The organism is Curtobacterium phyllosphaerae (assembly GCF_049341865.1).
GTDB lineage: Bacteria > Actinomycetota > Actinomycetes > Actinomycetales > Microbacteriaceae > Curtobacterium > Curtobacterium phyllosphaerae.
Genome location: NZ_JBMPIU010000001.1, coordinates 74,489 through 99,697, shown reverse-complemented (window position 1 = coordinate 99,697; position 25,209 = coordinate 74,489). Strand labels below are relative to the sequence as shown.

The following is a 25,209-nucleotide window of genomic DNA, read 5'->3' as shown; positions in this document are numbered from 1 at the left end:
AGAGGCCCTGTCTCCGAGGTCTCCACGGTGTCATCGCCGTCGATCAGTCAACCGCTCCACCTGGGCAGATGGCGGCGATCCTCGACCCCCTCGACACACATCACGCTCGGCACGTGCACCCGGCGCCGACATCGGGTCATTCCAGATGCCGTACACACCCCCGGTACTCACAGACCCGCGCCTCCGGCGCCACCCTCCGTGACTGCCCATCGCATCTCCCACCTTCGGGCCGGTCATCAAGTGCGGCACCATCACCCTGCCAGCTTCCGAACGGCAGTCATCTCCGCGTAAGCGCCGCGTGAGCGCCGCGTGAGCGGACCCGGGAATGGTGGCCGGAACGGAAGAAGGAGTGACCATGACAACGGTCCTGATCTCAGGTGCCAGTGTTGCGGGGCCGGCGCTGGCGTACTGGTTGCACCGCTACGGGTTCGACGTGACCCTGGTCGAGCAGGCACTCACCATCCGACCCGGCGGACAGGCGGTGGACTTCAAGGGTCCGATCCACATGCGGGTCCTGGAAGAGATGGGCATCCTCGACCAGGTCCGCGCGCGCGACGTCCGCGACGAGGACACCCCCATCGTCAACGCCGCAGGACGGCGGATCGGCACCGCGCCCGGCGCGTTCGGGTCGGGCGAGGTGAACATCCCGCGCGGCGACCTCGCGACGATCCTGTACGACATCACCCGCGACGATGTCGAGTACGTCTTCGGTGACAACATCACGAAGCTCGTCGATGACGGCTCGGGGGTGGACGTGACCTTCGCACACGGCGCACCGCGACGATTCGACGTCGTCGTCGGCGCCGACGGCAAGCACTCCAACGTCCGCGGGCTCGCCTTCGGCCCCGAGAGCAAATTCGTGCGGCACCTCGGTCACTACTACGTCCTTGCCGACATGGACACCGGCACCGAGGACGCGGTGTACAGCCAGCCCGGCATCACCGCGATGCTGGGCGGCTCGAAAGCGCCCACCTTCCTCGTCTTCGCCTCCCCCCTCCTGCCGCCGTCCCGTGACGACGTGCAGCTGCAGCAACAGCAGGCCACCCACGCGCTCCGGGACGGACGGTGGCGGATCCCCGAGCTCGTCGCCGGGTTCAAGGACGCGCGCTCCTTCTACATGGACTCCATCAGCCGCGTCACTGCAGACCACTGGTCCCGCGGACGCGTCGTCCTCCTCGGGGACTCCGCCTGGGGCAACGCACTCGGTGGGTTCGGCACCGGTCTCGCGCTCGTCGGCGCGTACGTCCTGGCCGGTGAACTCCGGCGAAGCGGCGGGGATCCGGATGCGTTCGTGACGTTCGAGGACAAGTTCCGGGAGTACGCCTCCGTCTCACGGAAGGTCAACGCCGGCAAGCTGCTCGCCCCGACGACCCGAGCCGGCATCGGACTCCGGAACGCGATGTTCGGACTCCTCACGGTGGCGAAACCACTGATGCGCATCATCGACAAGCCCGCCTCGAACCTGAATCTCGAACACTACGACGACACGGCCCAAGCGATCTGACGGTGAGCCGACCGTAAGTTACCGAGCGGTCTTGCCTCCTGATCAGACTCGAGACTCACGGGACGTTCGATTGGTGTCGACGATTGTTCGCCGAGACGTGGCTGAGCCCTTCCGTGATCCGTGATCCATGGTCCGTGGGTGAGATCTTGCGTCAAGCGAGGCCCCGCATGAGACGACATCTACAACCAGCTCTGACGCTGCTCGCGAACGACCTCCAGCACGATCGGCCGGACGTGATCGGCGTCGGCGTCGGCGTCGGCGTCTGGGACGATCCGGAGGCTGCCGCATCCTCCGGTTGACGCGGTCACGGCCCAGACCGAAAGGGGGAGTCCGACATGGCGGTCCCCCTCGGTCGAGCGGACACCGCGGGTGCTGCCGCTGCTGCCTCCAAGTCCGACGTCCGGTGTTCTGCCGATGAGCTCCACGTCGTAAAACCTCATCGCGCTGGATCGTGGGAACGAGCCTCATCGGCCGTCACTCTCGAGGACGGTCTCCGCGATCAAGAGCATCCGTGTGAGGAACAAGCGCGCGGGGTTCGTCGCACTCGGGATCGCGGCGAGTAGTCCGTCCGCGGCTCTCCGGATCACCACCCGATCCGCGTCACTCACGTCAGCGTCCACGAGGCTCCGGCGGGCGATCGCGAAGGCTCGATCCAGGTCGGGGATCGCGGCGGCGAACGCTGCTGCTGCTGCGGTCGTGCGGAACGGATCTTGCAGGATGTTGATCAGCGACGCTCGGAGATCCGACATCGGCCAACGGATGACCTCCGGGCGGGCGTCCTCGTCCTCCTTGTCCTCCTCATCGCCGTCGTCCTTGTCCTCCTCGTCGTCGTCCTCGTCGTCGTCCTCGTCGAGCACCTCGAAATGGGCGGTCCCGACGAGTTCAGCCTCAATTGCCCCGAGATCCCGCATCAGATCCGCTGGCAGCACGAACCCGCCGAACCCTGAGTCGGAGAACCCGGACCACGTGAGGATCACCTCATCTCCGGAGGCGGCCAGTTCGGCGATGGCCGGCATCGCAGTCCGCACGGTGTCCAGCAGCACGCGGACCGAGCCGAAACCCGACTCGTCGTCAGGATCGACGCGGGTCTGATCCGCGTCGACACTCCACTTCGTCTGCTCGTACCGAGGACGGCGCGCAGCATCGTCCATGATCCTTGCGCGCGTCGGATCGCCGATGTCGTCGCTGTCCGTCGGCCGCACGCCCAACCGGGTCGTGATCTCGTCGACGGTGTGCGTGTCCGACCAGATCGTCAGCGTGGCGAGGCTCCGACGGATCACCGAGAATCTCCGACCTCGGTCGGAGCGAACCCCACAGGACTGCCGTCGGCGGCACGCCGGAGGCTCTGCGTACACTGCGATCTGCCCGACGATTGCAGTGGAGAACTCAGCACGCCGGCCCGCCGGGATCAGTGTTCAAGGATCGTGTTCCCGCCGACCTGGTGGACGTCGAATTCGTCGAGGAAGTCCTTGCGCACCTCGCATCGAGTGACGTGTCCGATCCCGGACGTCTCCACGTTCTTGTCCCAGGCGATCCGGACGGCATAGTCCTCCTTGGGGACCGGGGGGAAGATCGGCTGGTCTCCGAGCCGCGGCGGCCACGCGTGCCCCTCGGACTCACCCACGAGTTCGAGTTCGCCGGTCCGGTCGGACGCCACGGCGTCACGGCCTCCTGTTCCCCGACCCCGACCCCATTCGATGCCATGCCGACATCATGGCAGCGGATGCCGGCGTCTTCGGCAATCGGTCAAACCGTGGGTGAGATCTCGCGTCAGGCGAGGCCCTGCATGAGAGGTCATGCAGCGAACGTGTTTGTGACGAACACGTTCGTTACAGTATTGATATGGCACAAGGAACGCGAAGCCGGAGAGAACGTCCGGCGAAACCAGCCCTGTCCCGCGAGTGGATCATCGCGGAGACGATCGAGATCATGCGAACGGACGGCCTGGAGAAGGCGACCATGCGCCGCGTCGCGCAAGCGCTCGACACCGGGCCGGCATCGCTCTACGTCTACATCGCGAACACAGCCGAGCTGCACTCCGCCGTACTGGACGAACTCCTCGCGCTGCGGTGGGAGCAGTCAGGCGCATGGAACGAGCAACTCGAGGCGCTGCTCCGCAGCTACGCAGACGTCCTCTTCACATACCCAGGCCTCGCTCGTTCAGCACTCCTGATCCGGCCCACGGGCCCGAATGCGATCCGCCTCTACGACCGCGTTCTCGGGTTGCTGCTCGAGGGTGGCGTGGCCGTCGACCGTGCCGCATGGGGCGTGGACCTGCTCTTGCAGTACGTCACCGCAAACGCTGCCGAACACAGCACCCCCTTCCCAGGCGACATCGACGCTCCCGCGGACGACGAAACGAAGATGAGCATCCTCGCCACCGCACTGCGAACCGCTGATCCCGCGGCGACTCCGCACATCGCAAACCACGTCGACGTCGTTCTCTCGGGAGAGCCCTCGCAGCGCGTCACATGGGCGATCCAGGCGCTCATCGCCGGCATCGCCGCCACCCCCACCCCGGTCGCCAGCGACCAACACTGACACCACCATCAACCAACAAGGAGGAGCCTCATGACCAAGCACCATCCGATCGTGATCCTCGGCGGCGGGCTCGGCGGCCTGATGACCGCCCGCGTCCTGCACGTCAACGGCATCGAGTCAGCCGTGTTCGACCTCGAAGCCGATCGCCACGCACGCGTTCAGGGCGGCATGCTCGACATCCACGACCACAACGGCCAGAAGGCCATCCACGTAGCCAACCTCTGGAACGAGTTCGAAGCGATCATCCACCGTGGCGGCGAATCGATGCGGATTCTCGACCACACGGCCACGGTGCTCCGCGAGGAACATGACCAAGGCCAGATGGAACGCCCCGAGGTCGACCGCGGGCAGCTCCGTGACATGCTCATCGACTCGCTCCCCGACGGCACCATCCACTGGGCCCACAAGGCCGTTGCCATCCGTGACGTCGAAGGTGCCCCCGGACGCCACGAGGTCGAGTTCGCCGACGGGGAGACCATCACCACCGACCTCCTCATCGGTGCCGATGGCGCCTGGTCCAAGGTCCGCCCGCTCCTCACGGACGCCGTGCCCGCCTACACCGGCATCTCCTTCGTCGAGGCAGACTTGTTCGACGGTGCCGAGCAGCACCCCGCCGAGGCTGCGGCAATGGGTGCGGGCATGCTGTTCGCGTTCCGGGACGACACCGGCATCCTCGGCCACCGAGAGACCGACGGCACCCTCCACGTCTACCTCGGATTCCGCGTCCCCGAAGACTGGGTCGACACGATCGACTTCACGGACACTCCCACCGCGAAGCGGGTGATCGTCGACCGGCTGCACGGATGGGACGACTCGCTCCGCGGATTCATCGCGAACGCGGACACCCCGCTCACCCCGCGCCGCATCAACGCCCTCCCCGTCGGGCTCACTTGGGACCGGGTTCCCGGTGTCACGCTCCTCGGCGACGCAGCGCACGTTATGAGCCCCTTCGCAGGGGAAGGCGCGAACCTCGCCATCTACGACGGTTCCCTCCTCGCACTCGCGATCGCCAAGCACACTGGTGACGTCGAGGCCGCTCTCGCCGAGTACGAAACTGACCTGTTCCCCCGCTCCGAGGGAGCAGCACAAGACTCGGCAGACAGCCTCGAAATGCTCTTCACGCCCGGTTCTCCGCGTGGACTCCTGGAGATGTTCAACCGGTTCGACGCAGAGGTCACCGTCGACTAGCACCGACCCATCGGTGAGGCCGTGCCGTCGGCGCGCGGCCTCACCTCTCAGCCCGGTGGAACCGACGAATCCGGAGGAGCACTTCCGAGAAGCCCGGTATTCCGAGCAGGTGATGGCGTCGAACGGCGTGGCCGGTCGGGCTGTGCCCGACGAGCCCTGCGACGACGGGTGTCCGCCTCACTGGGTCGGGGACCTGGTCGTCGGAATCAATGCCAGGAGTGCGATCGTCACCCTCGTCGAACGCACCACCCGCTCCGTGGTGCTGCTGCAGCTGCCTGATGGGCACAGCGCCGACGCGGTCCGCGACTTGATGATCCCCACCATCAGGACCCTGCGCGAGCATCTGCGTCGGTCGTTGACGTGCGATCAGGACACCGAGCTTGGCCGGCGCACCCCAGCAGAAGCGGTCCAGCAGCTACGCTCGGACCCCTGAAGACCACCCGTTGCAACGACCCCTTGAAACCGCCGATCGGCTACCAGACGCGGGAGAGACGGGGCACAGTGGTTCCATGTCCTGGCTCGCGGCGCAGATCTTCCGGCGGTACCAAGACCGTCGGGCGCGTCAGCGTGCAGCTCACAGCTCTGCTGCACCCCCGGCGCTCCACCCGATCCTGGGACTCGGAGGCCGCTCGATCGAACTCTCGATCGCTGCAGACGTCCCTCCCGACCCTGCCGCATTCGAACTCGCGGCCGAGCAAGTACACGCTCACCTGATGCAGCAAGATGACCGCCGAATCGAGCTCGTACAGGCGGCGCAGTGGCTTCGTGACCGCTGGCCTTCGAACGCACCCGCGTCAGTCCTCGCTCGACTCGACGACGACCTCGAAGAGCTTGGCCGCCGTTCGACGAACGGGTGACGGTAGCCGATTCCTCACCGAGCTCGTCGCCGGCAAGCTCCTCTAGAACCGCTGTCAGCGCTGCCGGGACTTCGTCACCCCGATGCCAGCGGCGCCGATGAGGACGAGGAGACCCAGAACGGCGAAGAACGAGCCGACGAGCGCAGGCAGACCGATGAAACCGACAAGCAGGCCCGACACGATCGCCACCACGAGCCCGACAAGCGCCACTGCATACCAACGACGGGCGCTTCCGGCAGGCGTCGGTTCCCTCTCAGCCATGGTTGGAGAATAACGGTTCGACTGCCATCTGAGAGCGTCCGGTAGCCGATCGATCATCGGGACCGGCCGAGTGTGTCTACTTGTTCTCGTAATCACGCCAGTAGCGCAACAGTGCCTCACGGCTCGGACGCGCTGTCGGGAACAGAACGAGAGCCACCCCGCCGAAGAGGACGAGGACCGCCATCAGTCGGTCAAGTCTGCCGTCTGAAGTCGCCATCAGCACGAAGCCCACAACGATCAGCACGCCACCGAGCGTAACAAGGAGGACGCGCCGAGTGGTCATGGCTGCAAAGCTACGCTGCGCGGGTCGGCCGGGATGTTGTCTTGAAGAACGATGGGCTACTGCGACCGGAGCGCCGCCACCCAAGCGCCGCGGTTGGCCCGGAGATAGGCCGTTACGGAGGCCCAGTACTCACCGTGGCCGGTCGTGTACATCGTCGCCCATGGCTCCCAGCCGTCCGCATGGGCTCGGCGTAGGACCGGCTGAACCCAAGAATCGGCAGCCGGACGCTCCTTGGCTCTACGAGACAAAAGCGCCAGGCCCGGGCCTGGCCCAACGCTGTATCGGCTGGGCCCGCTCGGTCTCTACCCTGAGCGTATGGATGAACAGCTCGTCGCACAGACGCGCGCCGGATACGACGCGGCCGCCTCGGCCTACGCCCAGAACCTCCGTGACACCAGCTTCGAGGCGGGCATCGACATGGCGATGATCGACCACTTCATCGCGCAACTTCCCGTCGCGCCGGCCGTGTTGGACGCCGGGTGCGGAAATGGCCGCATGCTCACCTACCTGCGCGAGAAGGTTGCATCGGCGACCCTTTCGGGAGCTGATTTGTCAGACAACATGCTATCCGCGGCCAAGGAGCGCAACACCGATGCAGACCTGTTTCAGGCGGACCTCGCGGCTCTTCCCTACGCCGATGACTCCTTCGACGGCATCCTCGCCTGGTACTCGATAATTCACACCCCGCCACACGAACTCGGCATGATCTTCGCGGAGTTTCGACGCGTGCTGCGGCCCGGTGGCGTCCTCCTCGTCGGTTACCAAACAGGAACAGGACAAGCCGACCGTGGGGCTCGCGGGAAGTCCAACCCGATCGATGCGGAGGCCGCGGCTCGTACCGTGCTGCGCACCGACACGGCGATACTTTCCTGGCCCAGGACCGGCCAGATCCGGTCGACGCTGCCCGTGCTGCTAGCGGCCCGGAGATCGATGGACGGTCAACGTACCGCAAACCGGAACGCGCTCACCGCGCTGCTGCGCACCATCGACCTCGGTAGCGACGCTTGGCGCCCGCTGACGGACAAGCAGATCGCCTCGATTGCAGCATGGCGGCACCACCCCAGCGACGACATCGACAGGCTCATCGCTCGTGGTGGAGCGGTTCGCCTCGCCCGCGACGTCATCGACCTGACCGGCAAGCTTCAAGCCAACCATGACGCGCTCCGACTGCACGTGTCCGCTCTCGCGCCGTCGGTGCTGAACATCGCCGGCGTCGGCCCCGTCTCAGCCGCCGTGTTCCTCACCGCGTACTCGCATGTCGGCCGAGTTCGCAGCGAAGCCGCGTTCGCGTCGCTGGCCGGCGCGGCCCCGATCGCCGCCTCCAGCGGCAACACCAGCAGGCACCGGCTGAACGGGCACGGCGACCGACGGCTGAACTCAGCGCTCGAGACCGTCGCCCGCGTCGGGCTCTCCTACGACCCCGACACCCGCGCCTACAAGCAGCGTCGTCTCGCCGAAGGGAAGACCACGAGAGAGGTCAAGCGCATGCTCAAGCGCTACATCGCCCGGCAGATCTACCGACACCTCACCGCTGCCCTGACCACCGGCTGGACCCACCCTGCTCAGCGAAGTGACCAGCAGTAGCTTGAGTGCCATGGTTCCGCTGATCTCGGGCACGCTCGTCCTGCTCTGGGGAGCTTTCGTCGTGTGCTTTCCGCGACTCGTCGCCGGGTGGGTTCGCTCTGCCGAGCGAGCCGGCCTGACTTGGAGTCCGCTCGCGCGATGGGGAACCGGGTGGGTGCGGATGCTAGGAGCGGCCCTTGGCGGCGTCGGCCTCATCACAGCAGTCATGGGGATGTTTGACCTCCTAGCGCCCTGAACATCGCAGGGCAGCGTAGAGCTCGCTCTCAGTGCTAATCCGCGACACAGATTCTCGACCTGAGGCATAGAAGGGTCGGACGCCGCCGTAGAAGGCTCCTCCCCATGGGTATCCCCAGGGCACGCAGCGAGGCGTCCGCTCGTAGCAGTGTTGATCGGACGGATACGGGAAAGCGTGGTTTGCTCGGATTCAACCCGAGGAGATCACCCATGCCGCGTCGCCGTCAGCCCTTCCGAGAGCATGCGTTCCGTATCATCACACCGCTCGTAGGTGCCATCGTCGGGCTCCTCGTCGCGTTCCTCCTCCCGCGACTCTTCGACGGTGACCACCCTCAGTCCGTGTGGGCGTACCTGATCGGCGGGCTGGTGTTCCTGCTGTTCGCGGGTGGTGGCATCTTCCTCGGTCTCGCCATCGGTCGGAAGGTCGTCGGCGACCGCATCGAGGCGGCTGTCCGCGAACCGGACGGTAAGTGGCGACACGGCCGGTTCGAGGTCGATCCGGGCGGTGTGACGTTCGAGCGGTACTGGTGGCAGATACGGATCCCGAGCGGCAAGAAGACCACGTTCTCCGGGGTGCACCTCGGTGACGACACCGGGCGGCGCCCGCCGCTGCGGCAGATCTGGACCATCAACCCGCAGGTGCACATCGTGTCGTTCGACTCTGACCAGGGGCACTTTGAGATCGCTGCACTCCCGAGCCGGATCGACGAGCTCAGGGACCGTCTCCCCGAGACGAACGTGCTGCAGTAGGGACCCTGTCGGCTACGGTCACCGCATGACCCAATGCCCGCACCGTGTGGCCCTGCTCGTCCTCGTCGGCGCGAAGCCCCTCGGCGCCGGCACCCCGCGCCGGCGTTCTCGAACCCGGTCGTCGACATGCCGGGCGGGGACCCGCGTCCGGTCCGGACCCGTCGCCGGCTTGTCCGTCGGGCACGGGTCACCGCGCGGCGCGCGCGTGGAACTGCCGTCCTCGACCGACAGATCCCCGCACGAACCTCAAGATGGTGCTCGACGCATCTCCCCGACCGCACACCCATCGGATTTCACCCGAAGGCCAACGCTGCTGACCGTCGAAACTCGCCACGTCCCACGAAGAGTGGCAGCGGTGACGCCGCGAGACTCCGCGGTCACCAAACGCCCGTCTCGATAGCCGATCAGTTTGTGGACGGCGCGGACACCGTCAAGCGAGCATGGTCGACGTCGAGGACGGCGTGCGTGCCGAGGGGCACGGTCACGAGGTCCTCGATGTGCCCGAGCGGTAGGCCGCCAAGGACGGGGACGCCGAGCGCGTCGAGGTGGTCTCGGAGGGTGTTGAGGATCGTCCAGCCGCGGTCCTCGTAGCCGGCGAACTGGTCGATGCTGCCGAGCGCGACGCCGGCTACGCCGTCGAGTGCTCCGGAGTACCGCAGCTGCGTCAGCGCTCGATCCACCATTCCCAGCCCCGCGGCACGGTTGATTTCGAGGACGAAGATCTTGTCCACGAGGTCGAGCTTCACGACCCCGACCGACCGCGCCAACATCTCGAGGTTGCCGCCGAAGAGTGCGCCCTCGACACGCCCCGCTGTGGTGAGCTCCGCCGAGAGGGCGTGAGCGTCGGCGTCGACGACGGTCTGGGCGCCTTCCATGAGCAGCCGTCGGACGTGGTCAGCGTGAGCGCCGGCGATCGCCCCGTGCAGGCTCGGAACACCGGCAGCGTCCCACACGCAGTGCAGAGCGGTGATGTCGCTGTACCCGATCAGTAGCTTGGGGTTGGTACGGAGCGCGTCGACGTCGACGTCCGGGACGATCCGGAAACTGCCGCATCCTCCAGTTGAGGCGATGACAGCTCGGACGGCCGGGTCGCGGATGACGTTGTTGAGGTCGGCGATCCGGTCAGCGTCGGTGCCGGCGAGGTAGCCGCGGTGGTCGAGAGCGTGCGGGGCGATGACTGCTCGAAGCTCCCACGACTCGACCTGCTGGGCGATCCAGCCTGGGACGGGGTCCTCCGGCCAGGACGCCGGCGAAACGATCGCCACGGTGTCGCCGGGGACCAGGGTGCGGGGTTCGAGCGTCGTTGCTTCCATGCTTCGGGACCCTATCCAGGACCTCCGTCACAGCGTCTCGATAGCCCATCGGCTACTGAGACACGGCTGCGTGTCCATGATGAGACTGTGGCCACTCACCCCCTCTGGCGTCCGTTCGCCGCCGACAGCAACACCGCCCGTCAATCTCAACGCGTCGCATTCCGACAGACCGATCCCGGAACCCCACAGACCTACGACCCGCGATGGAGTGAGTCATTCGTGCACGTGCGGAATCTCGTCACGGATGCGCTCGGCACTGATCACACCGTCCGGCACGTCGGCTCGACGGCCGTACCCGGCATGGTCGCCAAGCCCGTCATCGACGCCGACCTGCTCGTGCCCGACGTCCTCGATGAGCACACGTGGTTGCCGAAGCTTGAAGCGGTCGGGTTCTGTCTGATCTTCCGCGACGTCATCGCGGGTGATCCGCACCGGCAGCTCACCCTCGGTGATCCCAACACCAACCTGCACGTGTGGAAACCGGACGCGGTGGAACCGCAACGGCATCGTCTGTTCGTTGAGTGGTTGCAGGCCCACCCCGAGGACCGACAGGCCTATGCCGACGCGAAGACGCAGGCCGCGCACGCCGAGGAAGGCGAGCGCTACAACGACGCGAAGGCCGCGGCTGTGTACGACATCTACGAGCGAGCGTTCGCCGCCGAGTCGCATCACACCCACGACCCTCACCCTCGATCCTGAATTCGTATCGGACAATCCCCTGTCGAGACGCGTCAGGACCGTCGTTCGGATCGGCTCGTCAGGGGAGTTCGGCCGCGGTCACGATCGATCGAATGGGAGGAAGAACGTGCCGCACGTCCTCGGTCGCCTCGTCGATGATCACCGCAACGGCGGCCAGCTCGGCTCCAGCGGTCGCGATCAGGCGCTGCGCCGCCACGGCCTGGCTCCCGGTCTCTATCCAGTCATCGATCAGGCCAACCCTCTGGCCGGACGAGTAGTGGTCTCGTCGTGCTTCGAAGACCTGGGTGCGTCCGCGGTAGTCCGGCGTGCTCTGGTGCCCGATCACGTCGCCAGGAAACTTCGCACCGTTCTTGCGGATGGGAGAGAACCCGATGCCGAGGGCGATGGCGACGGACGGTCCGAGCACGAACCCTCTCGCCTCGATGCCGACGATCACGTCGAGCTCCTGGTCGGCCAGAAGGTCGGCCAGTGCATTCACGACGGCACGCAGCGCGGCCGGGTCGCGCAGCATCGTCCAGGTGTCAGCGTCGCCGTCGATCCATCGGAAGCGCTCGAGGACGTGCCGGCGGCCGAGGAGCTGCATCGCGGGATCGACCATATCGCCACCGTAGCGGCGGGGCGCGTGATCCGGCCCGGTGACCGATCGTTCGCGGGGTGGGCCTTGGCTGCCGGCCACTCCAGTCAGGTAACGACGGCAGGCGTCTGCGTTGCGAGGGACCATACGATCACGACGACGATGGCAACAAGCGCGGCTGCACCGCCCATGACGGCCGCTACCCGATCAGGTGTACGTTCACGATCGCTCATCGGCTCACTGTGCGCTCGATGACGCGGTACGGCAACGTTCGGGTACCCATCCCTTCCGCCTGTCGCAGTCGAACCGACGCCAGGTGGGGAGGTCTCACCAGCGGATCCACCTTCGGGTCTCGGCCGCGCAGCTCCGGATCATCCCGAGCGGTCCGTGGCAGTTCGTTGCCATCTGCGCCGGTCTGCGCGGAGGAGCAGAAGAATCAGCAGGGTCGCGGGTGCGGCGACACTCAGAGCCAGCCACCACTGCCGGTCAGATCCGTAGGCAACGAGCGCGATGAGTCCTCCCGCGCCCAGGACGCCGACGAGCACCCAGGTGGTGACAGAGGTGGTTCGCACGACGTCTCCTGGTGGCTCGAAATCGCTCTTGACGGATTGTGGCACGACGCCCGCCCGGCCGGTAGCTGATCGGCTACCGCGCCGACGTCGTGCCACGGGCCATCGAACGGCGATTCTCGCGTCCCGGTCTGTCATCTGACCAGCTCCTCCTGCTCGACGGCGTCCGACGGACCACCCCCGAGCGGTCGGCTGTCTGCCCCATCATGGAGTCGCGGTTGAGCGCGCGTTAGCGTGGCCGGGTGAGCGTGTTCGCGTCGACTGCCGAGTTCTACGGGGCGTACCGGTCCGACGTTCCGCCGATCGTCGTGCAGCGCCTGGCGGAAGCGGCGCCGTCGGCCGGACCCGACGGCGTGCGGCGGCTGCTGGACGTGGGAACCGGCACCGGCTTCGTCATCACCGCACTGACGGCGCACTTCGACGATGCCATCGGCGTGGACCCGGACCCGGACCTCCTCGCTGTCGCATCGCGGTCGCTCTCCGCGCAGATCGCGCAGCACCGGGTGGCGCTGATGCACGCCACCGCCGAGGACTTCACCGTGCCGTCCGGGTGGCGGCCGCAGCTCGTCACCGTGTGTCGGGCGTTCCACTGGTTCGACCGGGCACGGTTCCTCGCCCGTGCAGGAGGTGTTCTCGCCCCGCACGGTGTGCTCGCGATCCTGGGAGACCGCAGCGTGTGGGCGGCGAACGCGCCGTGGAAGACCGCCACCCTCGACATCGTCCGCGAGTTCCTCGGGGACGAACGTCGCGCGGGTGCTGGCACGTACCGGGCGCCGACCCACGACTACGCCGACGACCTCGTCGAAGCGGGCTACCGCGGGGTGGAGCGCGAGTCGATCCCGGTGCGACGGACCCGCACGGTGGAGAGTGTCATCGGGTACCTGCACTCGACGTCGTTCGCATCCCTGGCTGTGCTCGGCGACCGCGCCGCTGCGTTCGACGACCAGCTCGCTGAGCGGCTCACAGCGTTCGTCGACGCCGACGGTCTCCTCGTCGACGACAACGAATTCACCATCCTCACCGCCAACCACTGACACGGTGACGGCCAGACGGCCGCCGTCCGCCCGAGGCCCTGTCTCAACAGCTCCCAGAACCGCGCCTCCCGAGCACGGTGTTCCAGCCTCGATCCCATCTGCACCACTCTGATCCACGGTGGTGTTGCAACCACCGACTGAACCCAAGATCGGCTACTGAGAAGCGCTTCGAGGTCGTTGGTCCCCGAGTCGGACCGCGGTCCGCAGGTCTCCCGCGTACACCTCCGGTTGCTCCCATGCCGCGAAGTGGCCACCGTGCTCGTGCTCGACGTACGCCCGCAGGTCGACGAACCGTTCGGCGAACGCTCTGGGAGCTGGCTTCGTGTCATGACCGAAGACACTGAGGACCGTCGCGGTGTGGACGTACGGAACCGGTGGCACGAATGCGGCGTACGTGGCGAACGACGACCCGATGGTGTTGGTGAACCAGTAGGCGCTGATCCACTCGAGCGCGTGCTGCACCGTGGGGGCTTCGTCACTCCACGCGTGGAGCTTCTCGAGCAGCCACGCGGCGAGGCCTGCCGGTGAATCGCTGAGGGCCACTGCGAGCGTGGCGGGTTTGCTCGCCTGCGCGGCGATGTACGCCCCTTCCGACCGCGACCACCGGGCAACCAGTTCGAGGTACTCCCGTTCAGCACCGGTCATGGCCGCCCGGTCCGCGAAGACGGCGTGCAGGGGTGAGATGTTCGTCAGGTGCAGGGAGAGGACCTGGTCGGGGTGGAGTGTTGCGAGGTGTTCGGCCACGTCTGCGCCGACGTCCCCGGCCGAGACCGTGTACCCGCTGTACCCGAGTTGTGACATGGTCTCGGCCACGGCGTGCGCGATCGCCGCCGTGTCGATCGACCCCGACGACCACGGGGCGGCGAACGGGAAGCCGGGGAGCGCGGGGACGACGACGTTGACGTCAGTGAGGAGCGGCAGGACACGTTCATACCGGAGCACCGAGTCCGGCCACCCGTGTAACAGCACCACGGTCGGCGCATCGGTCCGCACGGAGGGCTGGTGGACGACGGAGAGCCTGCCGACGCGCTCCCACGGGAGCGCCCGGATCCGGTCCTCGACCGCGGGCCAGTCGAAGTCGGATCGCCAAACGACGAGGAGCTCCGCAAGCGCGATCTGGTCGACCCCCGCGGAACTGGGTCCGGGAACGAGATCGGGTGCGCGGTGGAGCTCCAATCGGCGCTGGAGGTCGACGAAGGCCGCGTCATCCACACGACGGAGGGGCAGATCCATGTGTACGAGCATACACATGGTGTGTGCGTGGGTACACACGTCTGTCGCAGCCGCTATCGTCGAAGCGTGGGGGCCCCTGGACGCGAGAAGGATGCGCAGAAGACTCGGGCTCGGATCCTGGTGGCAGCCGCGCGGGCATTCACTCAGGACGGCTTCCAAGCGACCACCGTTCGCGAGATCGCTGCTGCGGCCGAGGTGTCGCCGAACCTCATCACCCGCTACTTCGGGGGCAAGGAAGGGCTGTACGACGCCGTCGCCGACACCGACCTCGGCGTCGAGCGCTTCGCCCAGGGGCCGCTCGAGACGATCGGTGAACGTCTCAGCGAAGCCGTCATGACGCGATGGTCTCGGCTTGCAGGGACCGATCCGTTGGTCGCCTTGCTCCGCTCCTCGGGCGAGCACGCCGCCTCCGCCGCAAGGCTCTCGGCGTTCCTCGACGCCGAATCCCTCGCGCCGATGCGGCGCCAGCTCGAGGAACACGGAATGTCACCCGAGGACGCGGCGGCACGAGCTCGGGCCGTGGATGTGTTCATGCTCGGGATCACCGCGCGGTACCGAATGCTCCGAGACGAACTCGAGGACACTCCGGAGACCCGGTCGTGGATCGCGGACACCGTCCAACGACTCGTCACCGGCCCCTGAGGTAGCGCGATCGGCGTCACGAGTTGGTCACGCCGACGGACCGCAGGGAGGATCCGGCCTTCGGCACCACCGTCCGCGAGGCGATCCTCGGCCGAGACACCGACGCAACGGTCAGCACTCGAGCACTGGCCACTCCATCGGTGGCGTGCGGTGGGTCGCGAGTGCGGTGAGTCGTTGCTCGAGCTCCGGGTGAGGAGCTCGGGCACCGCGGACGGCGTGCCGCGGATCACATCGTGAACGTCGCCGTGAAGGTGCCGCCGTCCGCGCCGTCGACGTCGATTCGCAGGGTCACCGGGGAAGTGGACACGACGGTGACGCCGTCGTCCTTCGCCGTCAGGCTGGATGCGGACGTGTCGAGGGTGACCGTCACCTGGCCAGTGAGCGCCTGGGTCGGATCGGAGACGGCCACTGTGAGGGTGCCGCCGGAGTTGCGGACGACGACGCAGCCGGTCTTGTCGATCGAGATGCCGCCGACCGCGGGCTGACCGCTGACCCACACGTTCGTGGCGGTCACCCCGGTCGAGGCCTGACGAACCGTCTGGACGTCGGCGGTGTTGGACAGGACGGTGATGTCGTCCGACGCGGCGGCGGCGGAGGTCTGCGCCTGGGTCGCTGCGGGCAGCTGGAAGTACGCGTACGACTTGTTCGTCGGGTCGGTGCCGTGGTCGATGGCGAGGGTGATGAACCGTCGGGTGTGTTCCGTGTCGTCTTCGTAGGTGCCGCGGTTGTCCATGCTGGTCCAGTACCCGGACTGGTCGGCGCGGGTCGCCTGCACCGTGGTTGTGCTGGGGAAGACGTATCCACCGACGCCGGGGATGTGGACCCAGTCAGGGGTGAAGGTCGTCGGAGTGCTGTCGGGCGTGGTGAGCACGGTGCTGCCGTCGATCACCGGCGTCGTTGAGCCGTTCGGGCCGATGTTGCGGCTCTCGATGAACGTGATGACGTCGTTGCCGTCGCTGGCGGTGATGCCGGCACCGAGCGCGACGATGGTGTCGGCGAGGCAGAACCAGGACTTCTTCGCCCGCAGATCCTCATTCGTGGGCGCCAGGCCCATCCCGACGGCGGTGACGTCGCCTTGTACGACGCCGCCGGCCCACGTGTTGGACGATCTGCGGCTGGCACCGGAGGCGACGTGCACCGATTCGACGGTGGTTCCGGGGATGTGGTACTTGCTCGCGGTCGGCCAGTATTCGTTGGCCCAGTGCCCGTTGCTGGCGGGCAGGTAGAGGTAGACGGCTCCTTCGCCGGTGTACCAGCCGAGCAGGTTCTCCTGGTTCTCGCTCTCGTACGGGTGGATGGTGGCGGTGTCCATGGCGATGCCGAACGCGAACCCGGGCCGGCGGTGCACGGCGCGCGCCATGGAGGTGGCGATCACCGACGCCGTGGACTCGCCGACCGCGGTCACTGTGTTGGCCGTGTCGATGCCGTGTCCGCGAACGATGGAGGGGATCCGGACCTGTTCGACCGGGGCGGGGTCGTAGGTGAAGAACGGCTGGAAGGTCGCCGCGGCGATCCACCCCTTGATCTGCGCTTTCAAGGTGGCGGCGTCGGCGGTCGGCAGGACGGCGGTGAGTTGGGCGAGGGTGGCGATGACCAGCCGTCCTGTGCGGGCGTCGGTCTCGTAGAACCGCGACAGGGCACGACCGCGAACCATGTCCATCATCTCGCCCCGGTACAGCCAGGGCCGGTAGTTCTGCTGCACCCACGTGGTCACGAGAGAGACCGCGTTGCTGCTGAACGCGTAGGTGGTGCCTTGAACGGCGAGCATGCTGTAGGTGATGTACTGCAGCAGCGAGACGCCGTAGGCGCCGGTGTAGGCGTAGTGGTCGTGCTGGATGAAACCGCCGTCGGGGTAGAACCCGTCGCCCGAGGTGGAATACGCGAACAGCTTCGAGTACGCGGTCTTCGCGGTGGACAGCAGGGTGCTGTCGCCGCTGAGAGCACCGCGGACGATCGCGATGGAGCAGGCCCAGTTCCGGTTCGCCCCGGTCGACGTCCCGCCGTTGGTGATGTCGGGATCGGGCGCGTACTTCTTGATGGCGGCCATTGCGGTGGCGACGTCGGTGGTGCCGAGCTCGTCGAACATGAGGACGCAGACGTCGTTGAGGGCGAGGGGAATGCCGATCTCGAAGTCCCACCAGTTGTTGTACTTGGCGACCGTCCCGCCGTACTTGTGCGCCAGGAACCATTCCACGGCGGAGACGATGTCGTCGCTGAGATCGGCGTCCTGGTAGAGAGTCGATCCCGGCGTCTTCAACGCCAGGGCGAGGGTACGGATCCGGCCGATGGCGGTGGTCTGCACGGCGGAGATGGTGCTGCTGTCCAGGTCGGCCCACAGGTAGGTGCGATCGGAGGACGTGTCCAGCGAGTTCCGCAGGGTCTGTGCGGTGGCGGCGGCCGCTTTGACGTAGTCGGCGACGACGGCGACGCTGGTGTCGACGGAGCCGACCAGTGTCGCCAACCAGTTGGCGCGGATCCTGTCGTACACGGTCGGGGTGGTCGCCGCGACCGCAGCACCGATGGGTCCGAGTCCGACCGTGGAGGCGGCGGCGAGGCCGCCGATTGCGGCGGCGCCGACTTGCAGGACGGTGCGTCGCGAGGGACCGGAGGAGTGTGCCTCATTGCGTTGCATGGGTGGTCCTCTCAGAGGTAGCGGACAGCGGAGATGGTGATGCCGGCGATCGCGACGACCCACACGTAGGGCAGGACGCGGATCATGACCTGTTGGGGGGCGACGCCGGAGTACTGGGACGCCCACACGGTCTGGGTGCTGGTGGGGTCCGCGACGCCGAACACCTGGTTGTAGGAGGTCATCAGTCCCAGGACCGCCATCGGGGAGTAGAACCCGATCGCGGTCAGCGCGCCGGCGATGCCGGCGCCGAGGCCGTAGATGTTCAACGGTCCGCGGTACAGGCACAGCGGCACCAGGACCGAGAAGACGATGACGTACAGCCACACGTTCGTCGGTGCGACGGCGTCGACGATGGGTTTCAGGGCGGCGACGGAGCCGGGGAGGCTGACGGCGGAGAGCAGGATGCCGATGGCGATGAACAGCACGATCGGGGCGGCGGCGACCTTGAAGCTGTTGTACAGGGTGCGCAGCAGCACGGTGGTCCACAGCTTCGGGCGGGTGGTGGTGACGACGGCGAACAGCACCCCGGTGAGCAGTGACGGGATGATCGGGATCTGCAGTACAAGCGCCAGCACGATCGGGACCAGGGGGGTCAGCAGCGAGTACCAGGGCGCGTCGCCCAGGCGGACGCGGCGCTTCTGCTCAGGGCGGGTGGGAGCGGCGAGGGACCAGGCGTGCACGGTGCCCTTGCGGCGGCTTTCGATCAGGACGAACGCGATCGCGGCGGCCGCGGCGAAGGGGAACAGCACGATCATGAACGAGCGCACCTGCGGGATCGTCAGGTGCAGGGCGGTGGAGAAGAACTGCCACACGGGCAGTTCGAACGGCACTCCGGCGCCGAGACCCATCAGGATGGTGCCCGCGGCGGTGACCTTCGGGATGCCGACCGCGATCATTGCGGGGATGCCGATCACACCGGCGAGGAGCGCGGCGGGGGCGGAACCGGTGACGGAGCCGACGAGGGCGGAGATGACGAGGACGCCGAGGGCGACGACGACCGGGCGGTCGCCGGCGAACTCGACGGTCTTCCGCACCAAGGTCGCCGCGATCGCGGTCTCGCGCATCAACTCCCCGAGCCAAGAGCCCAGGAGGATGGCGATCATGGTCGCAGCCAGGTAGAACGCGCCGAGTTGCAGCACGGTGGTGAGGACGCTGTCGGTGGCGCCGACGAACGGCGCACCGCCGAGGAGCGCGATCGCGACGGCGATGAGGATCAACGCGAACGCGGTGGGGAGTTTGCCGGTGAGGATCAGACCGATCCCGATGGCCATGACGATGATGATGGCGATGCCCATGATCAGTTCTCCGATGGGGTGGAAGGACGAGACGCGCTCCGGCGCGTGGAGAGGGCCGCGGATGCCGCGGCGGTCAGCAGCAGGAACGACCGGCCCACGCTGGCGTTGGCGGAGGCGAACGCATGTGCCGCGACCTCGTCGGCGCCGGCGATGAACGCCAGCCGCCGCCACCGGCCGACGCGGAACGCGTCGTGGTCGAGGGCCCGGCGGAGCTCCCTCGCGTGGTTGCGTGTGACGAGGTGGTGAGCGTGTTCGTGATCGATCGCGGCTTGTCGTACGGACCCTGCCGGGTACCAGTGCCGCCACCCCATCTCGTCGATCAGCGAGTCGCAGAACAGGATGGTGTCGACGTACAGGTCCACCTGGTCGCTGCGGGAGTTGTACCGGGCGAGGACCCGGTCCTGGATGCCGCCGGTGCGCTCGGTGACCGTGGCCGGGGCGTCTGCACGGTCGTGGTCGTCGGCGAGTCCGGCGCCGTAGTCCAGGGCACGACCGGCATGCTGAGCCAGTTCGGTGTCCGACCGGTTCTCGTTCGTCGGAACGTTCCGGAGGAGCTGAACGGCGAGGGCGACGTCATCGAGCGCAGCGAGCTTGCCGAGCCGCTTCCGGGTGATGGTGTCGAGGAGGGCCGGGACGGTGGCGGTCATGACCTGACCTCGAGGACCGCGACCAGAGACTCGGCCCGGTCGCGGCCTTCCAGCTCCGTGCGGGCCAAGGAGATCAGCTGCGATTCGTCCAGGACGCCGGAGAGGTCGGCGATGCGCGGACCGATGAGCAGCTGCAGCGCCGGGGCGCGGGAGCCGCCGTCGCCGTACGAGGTGTGCTCGGCGACCAGCTGCGGGAGCCGGTCGATGCCGCTCCCGGCGGTCGACTGCTCCACCTGCGCGTTCGCCGACGCCACCCGCACGACGCCGTCCCGGTCCAGCACTCGTACGGGGTGCTGAACGGCCCGAAGGAACCGGCGGCGCTCTGGTCCGCCGAACACGACGTGGTTGTCGGTCGATGCGAGGACCGCGACTTGGGCGGGGTCGGCAGCGAGGCTCTCCGCGGCGATGCTGCGAAGGTCGGCGTCGGTGAGCCTGGCAGTGCGGTCCTGGGCGCGCAGCTCGGTGGCGCCGGTCGCGATCGCGCGGACGGTGTTCGACTGCGGGTCGACGGTGACGTCCACGGAGACTCCCGCAGGAGCGGCGCCCTGCGCGATGACGGCTTGCTCGGCTTCTCGGCGGACGGCGAGGATCTGCTCGTCGGTGGCGCCCGGGAGGATCCGCTCCACCTGTTCGCGGATGAGGGCGAGGGCGACGCCGATGGGGCTGATCACCTCGCTGTGCTCGGCGATCCGCCACGCGTACCCGGTGCTCTGCCCGGCGTGCGGGGTGACGGACGAAGCGCCACCACCTCCACCAACCAGGGTGACTCCGTCCTTGGGAAGGTCGTAGTCCTCGATCATCGTCTTCACCACGTCGAGGACCGGAGCGACTCCAGCATCCAGGACCGCGCGAGCGGCAGCGGGCACGTCGGTGCCCAGCGCAGCAGCCAGCGGCGCGAGAGCGAGCTTCGCGACCCGCTGGTCGGCGTGGGCGTAGTCCCCTTCTGGGATGAGGCCGAGCGCATTTGCAGCGCAGGTCATCGTGATCGCATACCGCCCGCCGAGGGCTTCGATGACCGTGTAGTCCGCAGGGTCCCCGGGCATCGGCGCGATGGTGGACAGTTTGGCCGTCCGCAGGTCCTCCACTGTGGCGAAACAGGCGTAAGGGAGGCCGGCGATGTGGGCGCTGCGGGGGCCCACGTGGGTGATCTCCCCGGAGCTGATCCGGGGCATGGAGCCGCCACCGACTCCGACCGTGCGCACGTCGAGCGCGGAGAGGTAGGTGGAGCTGCCGCCGAAGCGGGTGTACTGCATGGCGACGCGACCGCGGTGGATGACGGAGATGTCCGTGGAGGTGCCGCCGGTCTCCAGGAAGACACCTTCGGAGAGCTTGTCCTGCATGAGCGCGCCGGCGACGCCCGCGGCGGGCCCGGAGAGCACGGTCAGCAGGGGGCGCCGGCGCATCTCATCGAGAGACATGACCCCTCCGTCGCAACGCATCACCATGAGCGGAGCGGTGATGCCGGCGGCGTCGATGCTGGACTGCACGAGGTCGGCGGTGGCGAACATGCGCGGCAGGATGACCGCGTTCAACACTGCAGTGCGAGTGCGTTTGCTCAGCCCGTACAGGGAGGTGATGTCGTGGCCCGCGGTGACGAGGAACCCGGCCGTGCGAGCCTGCTCAGCGATCTGCTGCTCTCCGATCGGGTCGTCAACGGAGAACGGTTCGGTGACGACGATGGACCTGATGCCGACGCTCTGGAAGTGCCGGAGCACGTCGTCGACGCGGGCCTCGTCGAACGGGTCCGGAACGTGCACGTGTTCGATGGGGAGCTTCTTGCCGTCCGCGATCTCGATCCGAGCGAGCTTCTTCAGCCTGTTCGCGAAGAAGCCGCTGGGTCCGGTGCCGACGCCGATGAGGCCCACCGGGTCGACGTCGCCTTCCAGGAGCGCGTTGGTGGCCTGGGTGGTGCCGTGCGCGAGGAACACCACGTCGGAGGCGTCGCGGCCGATGGATGCCAGGAGCTGCGTCAGGGCTTGCACGATGCCGTGGGCGACTCCGTCGGAGTGGTCGTGGCTGGTAGGGACCTTCGCCTGGCCGATGAGCTGGAGCGAGGCGGAATCGATGGCGACGGCATCGGTGAACGTGCCGCCGACGTCGATGCCGATGCGGAGGGCGTGGGGTTTCACGTCGTTGTGACCTTTCGGGAGGAGAGGTGGGGAAGAGGGGTCAGTAGCCCTGGACCTCGGGCCAGGTGCGTTCGATGCCGTCGTGGTCGAGAACCGCGGCGAAGTCGGCGAAGAGAGCGTCGTCGGCCTGCACCTGCTGGGGGGTGTGGGCGGTGTCGAGGCAGTGCGCGGCGAGGGCGCCGGCGACTTCGCCGATGTTCCACTCGACGGGGTGCAGCCGGTAGCAGCCGTTGGTGATGTGGGTGGTGCCGATGTTCTTGCCCGCCGGCAGGAGGTTGCATGCGGTGCGGGGGACGAGTGCGCCGAGCGGTATCTCGAACGGGACGCTGGCGATGTCGATGTAGTTGTCGCCACCAGTGGAGGGGTGCAAGTCGATCCGGTAGCTGCCGACGCCGATGGGGTCCCGGTAGCGGGTGCGGCCGGTCACGCCGACGATGTCTGCCGCGACGTCCTGCTCGACGACGGTGGTGACTGCCCGGATCCTTCGGGATTCACGGACGTAGGCCGCCTTCGCCAGACCGTCCGTCGTTCCGGTGACGTCTCCTCGAAGGCGGAGCCCCGGGAATCCGGCACCGCCGTCGGGGCGGGGCGCTTCGGTCTGCAGCCAGTACAGCACCGACAGGGACAGCTGCTTGGCCTCATGCAGTGCCTCGGCGGCGGTCCGCTCGTCGAGGGCGGGGTCGCCGGAGACACCGATCAGGGGCTTCAGCCAGTAGTCGTTCAACGGCCAGTTCACCAGGCAGATGTCGGAGTCGATCGCGCCGTCGGTGAACAGCTTGCGGGCGACGATGCGGCGGAATCCCCACAGCTCCTTGTCGCCGGCGTCGGCGCTCTGGTCTGCGCTGATGGCCAATGGGTCGGTGTCCGGGTTGGGGTCGAACGTGCGGGTGTCGGCGCTCGACGGGTCGCGGGGGTCGGGAGCGAGGAAGCTGATCAGGGGTCCTGGCCAGAAGTCCGGCTGGTAGGCGCGCCAGAAGTCGTACATCTTCGGCCGGGGGATGGTGTGGTCCTCGCCGTCGTGGTGGGACACGGCGAAGCAGAACGTGATGCCCTGCTGGTTCCCGGGGTCCGCCGCTTCCGGGGCGTGTGGTTCCTGGTGCTCGGAGTGCGCTTCTGCGCCGGCGACGAAGTCGATCCCGGCGAGCGGAAGCAGTTCCCCGGTCTCGGTGGCGTCGAGGACGAACAAGCCGAGCAGTTCGGTCCGGCGCCCGTCGGAGCTCTCGACGGTGACCGTGGTCACGGTGTCGTCATTCGCTGCTGCGGCGACTGGTCGGTGGTTCAACAGGACCTGCAGCAGCCCGGCCGTGCGGTACGGCTGCAGCATCTCCTCCAGGACGGCGAGGGCGACGCGGGGCTCGCTGCAGAGCTTCGAGACCCGGCCCGCGCCGGGGTTGAGGTCGCGCTGGCTGGCTGCCTCGGCTCGGAGAGGGTAACTGCGCCGGTAGGTGTCGCGGATGCCGTCGCGGAGCGCACGGTAGCTGCGGGTGACGCCGAACTGCTCGACCCAGGGGTGTTCGTCCGGAGGAACGGCTTGGCTGGTGAGTTGCCCGCCGATCCAGTCGGTCTCCTCGGTCAGGATCGCGCGCCGTCCGGCTCGGCAGACGGCGAGGGCCGCGGCGACGCCGCCGAGGCCGCCGCCGACGATGACGACATCCGCGGCGAGCGAGGACGAGGAATCGTGCATGGTTGGTACTCCTTGGGGTGGTTCTGACTACGCGATCAGGTGCTGCGCAGGAGGGGCGGTCAGGGTGCTGCCGGCGATGATCTGGCACGGCAGCAGCTCGTGTACGGCTCCCGGATCGTGTCCGTTCTGCGCGGCTGCGATGCGCTCGGCGAGGATCGCCACGGCACGCGCGCCGAGTTCGATGCGGGGCGCGCTGAGCCGAGTGACGTCGATCGCGCGGTCACGGGCATGCGAGTGCTCCCCGAGGACGATGACGGAGATCTGCTCCGGAACATGGACCCCGGTCTGGGCGAGGTACGAGAAGAGCGCATCACCGTGGACCGGGTCCTCGACGAAGACGATGCTCGGTTCACTCGCCCGGACCGCCTCCCACGCCTGCACAACGGTGGAGTTCGACGACATCTCGGCTTCGACGAGCCCGTCGTCGACGTCGATACCCCCGTCGGCGAGAGCTGATCGGATGCCATCTCGGCGGTCTCGGGACGCCTCAGCGTTCAGCGGCAGGCGAATCAGTCCGAAGCGTTCATGTCCGAGACGCAGCGCACGCCGTGCGAGATCACGGGTCGCAGCGGCATAGTCCACCCCGACGTACGGGACGCGTCCCTCCGCCGCGTCGCGGCGTCCGACAGCGACGAAGGGGTAGCCGGTGTCGAGCAGCTGTCCGAGCTCGTCAGGGTCCATCTCGCGTCCGAGGAGTACGCAGCCGTCCGCCAACCGCAGTCGGTTCCCTTCATGGAACAGGCGCCGCCGACCGTCCACCACGGGGGTGCTGGTGAAGACGAGCAGGTCTGCCGCGATGCCCTCCGCGGCGCTCTCGATCCCTGTCAGCAGCGGCGTGTAGAAGTCGGCTGCACCGCTCGGGAAGGCCGGCTCGTAGGTGAACACCCCGATCAGGTCGTTGGAACGACGCGCCAGGCTGCGGGCGACCGGGTTGGCGACGTAGGTCGTGTCCCGGATGGCCTCCAGCACGCGGTCGCGCGTCGCAACAGGGATGCGTCGTTCGCCGGTCGCCTTGCCGTTCAGGACGAGCGACACCGTGGACTGGCTCACGCCCGCCATGTCGGCGATCATCCGCTGCGTGACGCGGGTGCGAGGTGCTGCCATGGGACTCTGCTCCAGGTTCGTTCACCTCGTCGGCGAGGTCATACGCATGACCGTAGCGATTCAGAACTGCTCATACGTATGAGCGAACGATTTGCGTGAAACGGACCTCAGAGCGGTCCCAGCGAGCTCGAGCGTTGTGCAGTCGTCCAACTGGATCTCTTCTCCGAGCCCGAGAGTTGGGACTGCTGCAGGTTCAGTCGACTCACCGACGTGCCCCGTGGTTCGGTGGCCCGCGGTCGTTCGAGGATCGGGCCTGTTCTGCGAGGCTCCTGCCCCGCTCGGGATGGGTGTCACGGCCAGTGAACGGCTGCCGACGCTGAAGGCTCGACAACCGAGAGGATGCTCCGATGAACCGGAAGCTCACCGTCGCCGCGACCAGCGGCATCGTCGCGGTCGGCCTGGCCGGCACGGCCTTGTTCGCCTCGGCGGCGAACGCGGAACCGTCCGCAACA

At 67.6% G+C, this 25,209-nt stretch carries 25 protein-coding genes and 1 pseudogene; 10 read left to right on the top strand and 16 right to left on the bottom strand.

Features of this window, described 5'->3' with window-relative positions; translation table 11 throughout:
* The first annotated feature begins 355 nt into the window (after positions 1-355).
* The gene (locus ACO0E0_RS00515) at positions 356-1,504 is read left to right on the top strand and encodes an FAD-dependent monooxygenase (protein WP_422869375.1); all 1,149 of its coding nucleotides are present in this window, start codon (positions 356-358) and stop codon (positions 1,502-1,504) included.
* Positions 1,505-1,683: 179 nt separating this feature from the next.
* Here the strand turns inward: ACO0E0_RS00515 and ACO0E0_RS00510 are convergent, their stop codons facing one another.
* From ACO0E0_RS00510 to ACO0E0_RS00500, 3 genes are all read right to left on the bottom strand, one after another.
* Complete coding sequence (locus tag ACO0E0_RS00510) at positions 1,684-1,929, bottom strand: hypothetical protein (protein WP_422869373.1); 246 nt, start codon at positions 1,927-1,929, stop codon at positions 1,684-1,686.
* 39 nt (positions 1,930-1,968) lie between these two features.
* The gene (locus tag ACO0E0_RS00505) at positions 1,969-2,784 is read right to left on the bottom strand and encodes a DUF4279 domain-containing protein (protein ID WP_422869371.1); all 816 of its coding nucleotides are present in this window, start codon (positions 2,782-2,784) and stop codon (positions 1,969-1,971) included.
* A 128-nt stretch (positions 2,785-2,912) separates the two neighbouring features.
* On the bottom strand, positions 2,913-3,161 hold the full coding sequence (locus ACO0E0_RS00500) for a hypothetical protein (protein ID WP_422869370.1): 249 nt from the start codon (positions 3,159-3,161) through the stop codon (positions 2,913-2,915).
* Between the two features lie 272 nt (positions 3,162-3,433).
* Between ACO0E0_RS00500 and ACO0E0_RS00495 the strand changes: the two genes are divergently transcribed.
* The 4 genes from ACO0E0_RS00495 (at position 3,434) to ACO0E0_RS00480 (ending at position 6,090) form a co-directional block, all read left to right on the top strand.
* Positions 3,434-4,045: a TetR/AcrR family transcriptional regulator gene (locus tag ACO0E0_RS00495; protein WP_422869368.1), complete on the top strand. Its 612-nt coding sequence runs from the start codon at positions 3,434-3,436 to the stop codon at positions 4,043-4,045.
* Positions 4,046-4,075: 30 nt separating this feature from the next.
* A complete protein-coding gene (locus ACO0E0_RS00490) occupies positions 4,076-5,233 on the top strand; it encodes an FAD-dependent oxidoreductase (RefSeq protein ID WP_422869366.1) in 1,158 nt (385 codons plus the stop codon).
* A gap of 55 nt (positions 5,234-5,288) precedes the next feature.
* Positions 5,289-5,666 carry a hypothetical protein gene (locus tag ACO0E0_RS00485; protein WP_422869364.1) on the top strand — a complete coding sequence of 126 codons (378 nt, stop codon included), beginning with the start codon at positions 5,289-5,291 and terminating at the stop codon, positions 5,664-5,666.
* A 76-nt stretch (positions 5,667-5,742) separates the two neighbouring features.
* Positions 5,743-6,090 (top strand): hypothetical protein, encoded by a 348-nt coding sequence (locus ACO0E0_RS00480; protein WP_422869362.1) that lies wholly within the window; start codon positions 5,743-5,745, stop codon positions 6,088-6,090.
* Positions 6,091-6,144: 54 nt separating this feature from the next.
* On the opposite strand, the gene ACO0E0_RS00475 is transcribed toward ACO0E0_RS00480, so the two are convergent.
* Positions 6,145-6,351 (bottom strand): hypothetical protein, encoded by a 207-nt coding sequence (locus ACO0E0_RS00475; RefSeq protein ID WP_422869360.1) that lies wholly within the window; start codon positions 6,349-6,351, stop codon positions 6,145-6,147.
* Positions 6,352-6,427: 76 nt separating this feature from the next.
* The gene (locus tag ACO0E0_RS00470; protein ID WP_422869358.1) at positions 6,428-6,634 is read right to left on the bottom strand and encodes a hypothetical protein; all 207 of its coding nucleotides are present in this window, start codon (positions 6,632-6,634) and stop codon (positions 6,428-6,430) included.
* Between the two features lie 315 nt (positions 6,635-6,949).
* On the opposite strand from ACO0E0_RS00470, the gene ACO0E0_RS00465 reads away from it, so the two are divergent.
* Positions 6,950-8,218, top strand: coding sequence for a methyltransferase domain-containing protein (locus tag ACO0E0_RS00465; protein WP_422869357.1), 1,269 nt, complete (start codon positions 6,950-6,952; stop codon positions 8,216-8,218).
* A 444-nt stretch (positions 8,219-8,662) separates the two neighbouring features.
* Positions 8,663-9,202, top strand: coding sequence for a hypothetical protein (locus ACO0E0_RS00460; RefSeq protein WP_422869356.1), 540 nt, complete (start codon positions 8,663-8,665; stop codon positions 9,200-9,202).
* Between the two features lie 404 nt (positions 9,203-9,606).
* Here ACO0E0_RS00460 and ACO0E0_RS00455 read toward each other — a convergent pair whose 3' ends face one another.
* Positions 9,607-10,515 (bottom strand): S66 peptidase family protein, encoded by a 909-nt coding sequence (locus ACO0E0_RS00455; RefSeq protein WP_422869354.1) that lies wholly within the window; start codon positions 10,513-10,515, stop codon positions 9,607-9,609.
* A gap of 87 nt (positions 10,516-10,602) precedes the next feature.
* On the opposite strand from ACO0E0_RS00455, the gene ACO0E0_RS00450 reads away from it, so the two are divergent.
* Complete coding sequence (locus ACO0E0_RS00450) at positions 10,603-11,214, top strand: GrpB family protein (protein WP_422869352.1); 612 nt, start codon at positions 10,603-10,605, stop codon at positions 11,212-11,214.
* 58 nt (positions 11,215-11,272) lie between these two features.
* On the opposite strand, the gene ACO0E0_RS00445 is transcribed toward ACO0E0_RS00450, so the two are convergent.
* Together ACO0E0_RS00445 and ACO0E0_RS00440 are read right to left on the bottom strand one after the other, a co-directional pair.
* The gene (locus ACO0E0_RS00445; RefSeq protein WP_422869350.1) at positions 11,273-11,812 is read right to left on the bottom strand and encodes a phosphoribosyltransferase family protein; all 540 of its coding nucleotides are present in this window, start codon (positions 11,810-11,812) and stop codon (positions 11,273-11,275) included.
* Between the two features lie 83 nt (positions 11,813-11,895).
* Entirely contained in the window at positions 11,896-12,021 is a 126-nt protein-coding gene (locus ACO0E0_RS00440) for a hypothetical protein (protein ID WP_422869348.1), read from the bottom strand.
* Positions 12,022-12,599: 578 nt separating this feature from the next.
* Between ACO0E0_RS00440 and ACO0E0_RS00435 the strand changes: the two genes are divergently transcribed.
* Positions 12,600-13,391, top strand: coding sequence for a class I SAM-dependent methyltransferase (locus ACO0E0_RS00435; protein WP_422869346.1), 792 nt, complete (start codon positions 12,600-12,602; stop codon positions 13,389-13,391).
* Positions 13,392-13,544: 153 nt separating this feature from the next.
* Here ACO0E0_RS00435 and ACO0E0_RS00430 read toward each other — a convergent pair whose 3' ends face one another.
* Together ACO0E0_RS00430 and ACO0E0_RS00425 are read right to left on the bottom strand one after the other, a co-directional pair.
* On the bottom strand, positions 13,545-14,363 hold the full coding sequence (locus ACO0E0_RS00430) for an alpha/beta fold hydrolase (RefSeq protein WP_422869926.1): 819 nt from the start codon (positions 14,361-14,363) through the stop codon (positions 13,545-13,547).
* A gap of 21 nt (positions 14,364-14,384) precedes the next feature.
* Positions 14,385-14,624 (bottom strand): annotated as a pseudogene (locus tag ACO0E0_RS00425) (epoxide hydrolase N-terminal domain-containing protein); the annotation flags it as partial.
* Here ACO0E0_RS00425 and ACO0E0_RS00420 point away from each other — a divergent pair.
* Entirely contained in the window at positions 14,556-15,266 is a 711-nt protein-coding gene (locus tag ACO0E0_RS00420) for a TetR/AcrR family transcriptional regulator (protein WP_422869344.1), read from the top strand. The pseudogene ACO0E0_RS00425 and the gene ACO0E0_RS00420 sit on opposite strands and share 69 nt — an antisense overlap.
* 226 nt (positions 15,267-15,492) lie before the next feature.
* Here the strand turns inward: ACO0E0_RS00420 and ACO0E0_RS00415 are convergent, their stop codons facing one another.
* From ACO0E0_RS00415 to ACO0E0_RS00390, 6 genes are read right to left on the bottom strand one after another with little or no spacing between them, the layout of a single operon-like run.
* Positions 15,493-17,898 carry a polysaccharide lyase 8 family protein gene (locus ACO0E0_RS00415; RefSeq protein ID WP_422869342.1) on the bottom strand — a complete coding sequence of 802 codons (2,406 nt, stop codon included), beginning with the start codon at positions 17,896-17,898 and terminating at the stop codon, positions 15,493-15,495.
* A gap of 11 nt (positions 17,899-17,909) precedes the next feature.
* Positions 17,910-19,193 (bottom strand): hypothetical protein, encoded by a 1,284-nt coding sequence (locus tag ACO0E0_RS00410; RefSeq protein ID WP_422869340.1) that lies wholly within the window; start codon positions 19,191-19,193, stop codon positions 17,910-17,912.
* 2 nt (positions 19,194-19,195) lie between these two features.
* A complete protein-coding gene (locus ACO0E0_RS00405) occupies positions 19,196-19,840 on the bottom strand; it encodes a hypothetical protein (protein ID WP_422869339.1) in 645 nt (214 codons plus the stop codon).
* Complete coding sequence (locus ACO0E0_RS00400) at positions 19,837-21,969, bottom strand: hydantoinase/oxoprolinase family protein (RefSeq protein WP_422869337.1); 2,133 nt, start codon at positions 21,967-21,969, stop codon at positions 19,837-19,839. The genes ACO0E0_RS00405 and ACO0E0_RS00400 overlap by 4 nt, the downstream gene beginning before the upstream one ends.
* Positions 21,970-22,009: 40 nt before the next feature.
* Positions 22,010-23,653, bottom strand: a complete 1,644-nt coding sequence (locus ACO0E0_RS00395) for an FAD-dependent oxidoreductase (protein WP_422869335.1) — start codon at positions 23,651-23,653, stop codon at positions 22,010-22,012.
* A 27-nt stretch (positions 23,654-23,680) separates the two neighbouring features.
* On the bottom strand, positions 23,681-24,757 hold the full coding sequence (locus ACO0E0_RS00390) for a LacI family DNA-binding transcriptional regulator (protein WP_422869333.1): 1,077 nt from the start codon (positions 24,755-24,757) through the stop codon (positions 23,681-23,683).
* Positions 24,758-25,209: the final 452 nt, after the last annotated feature.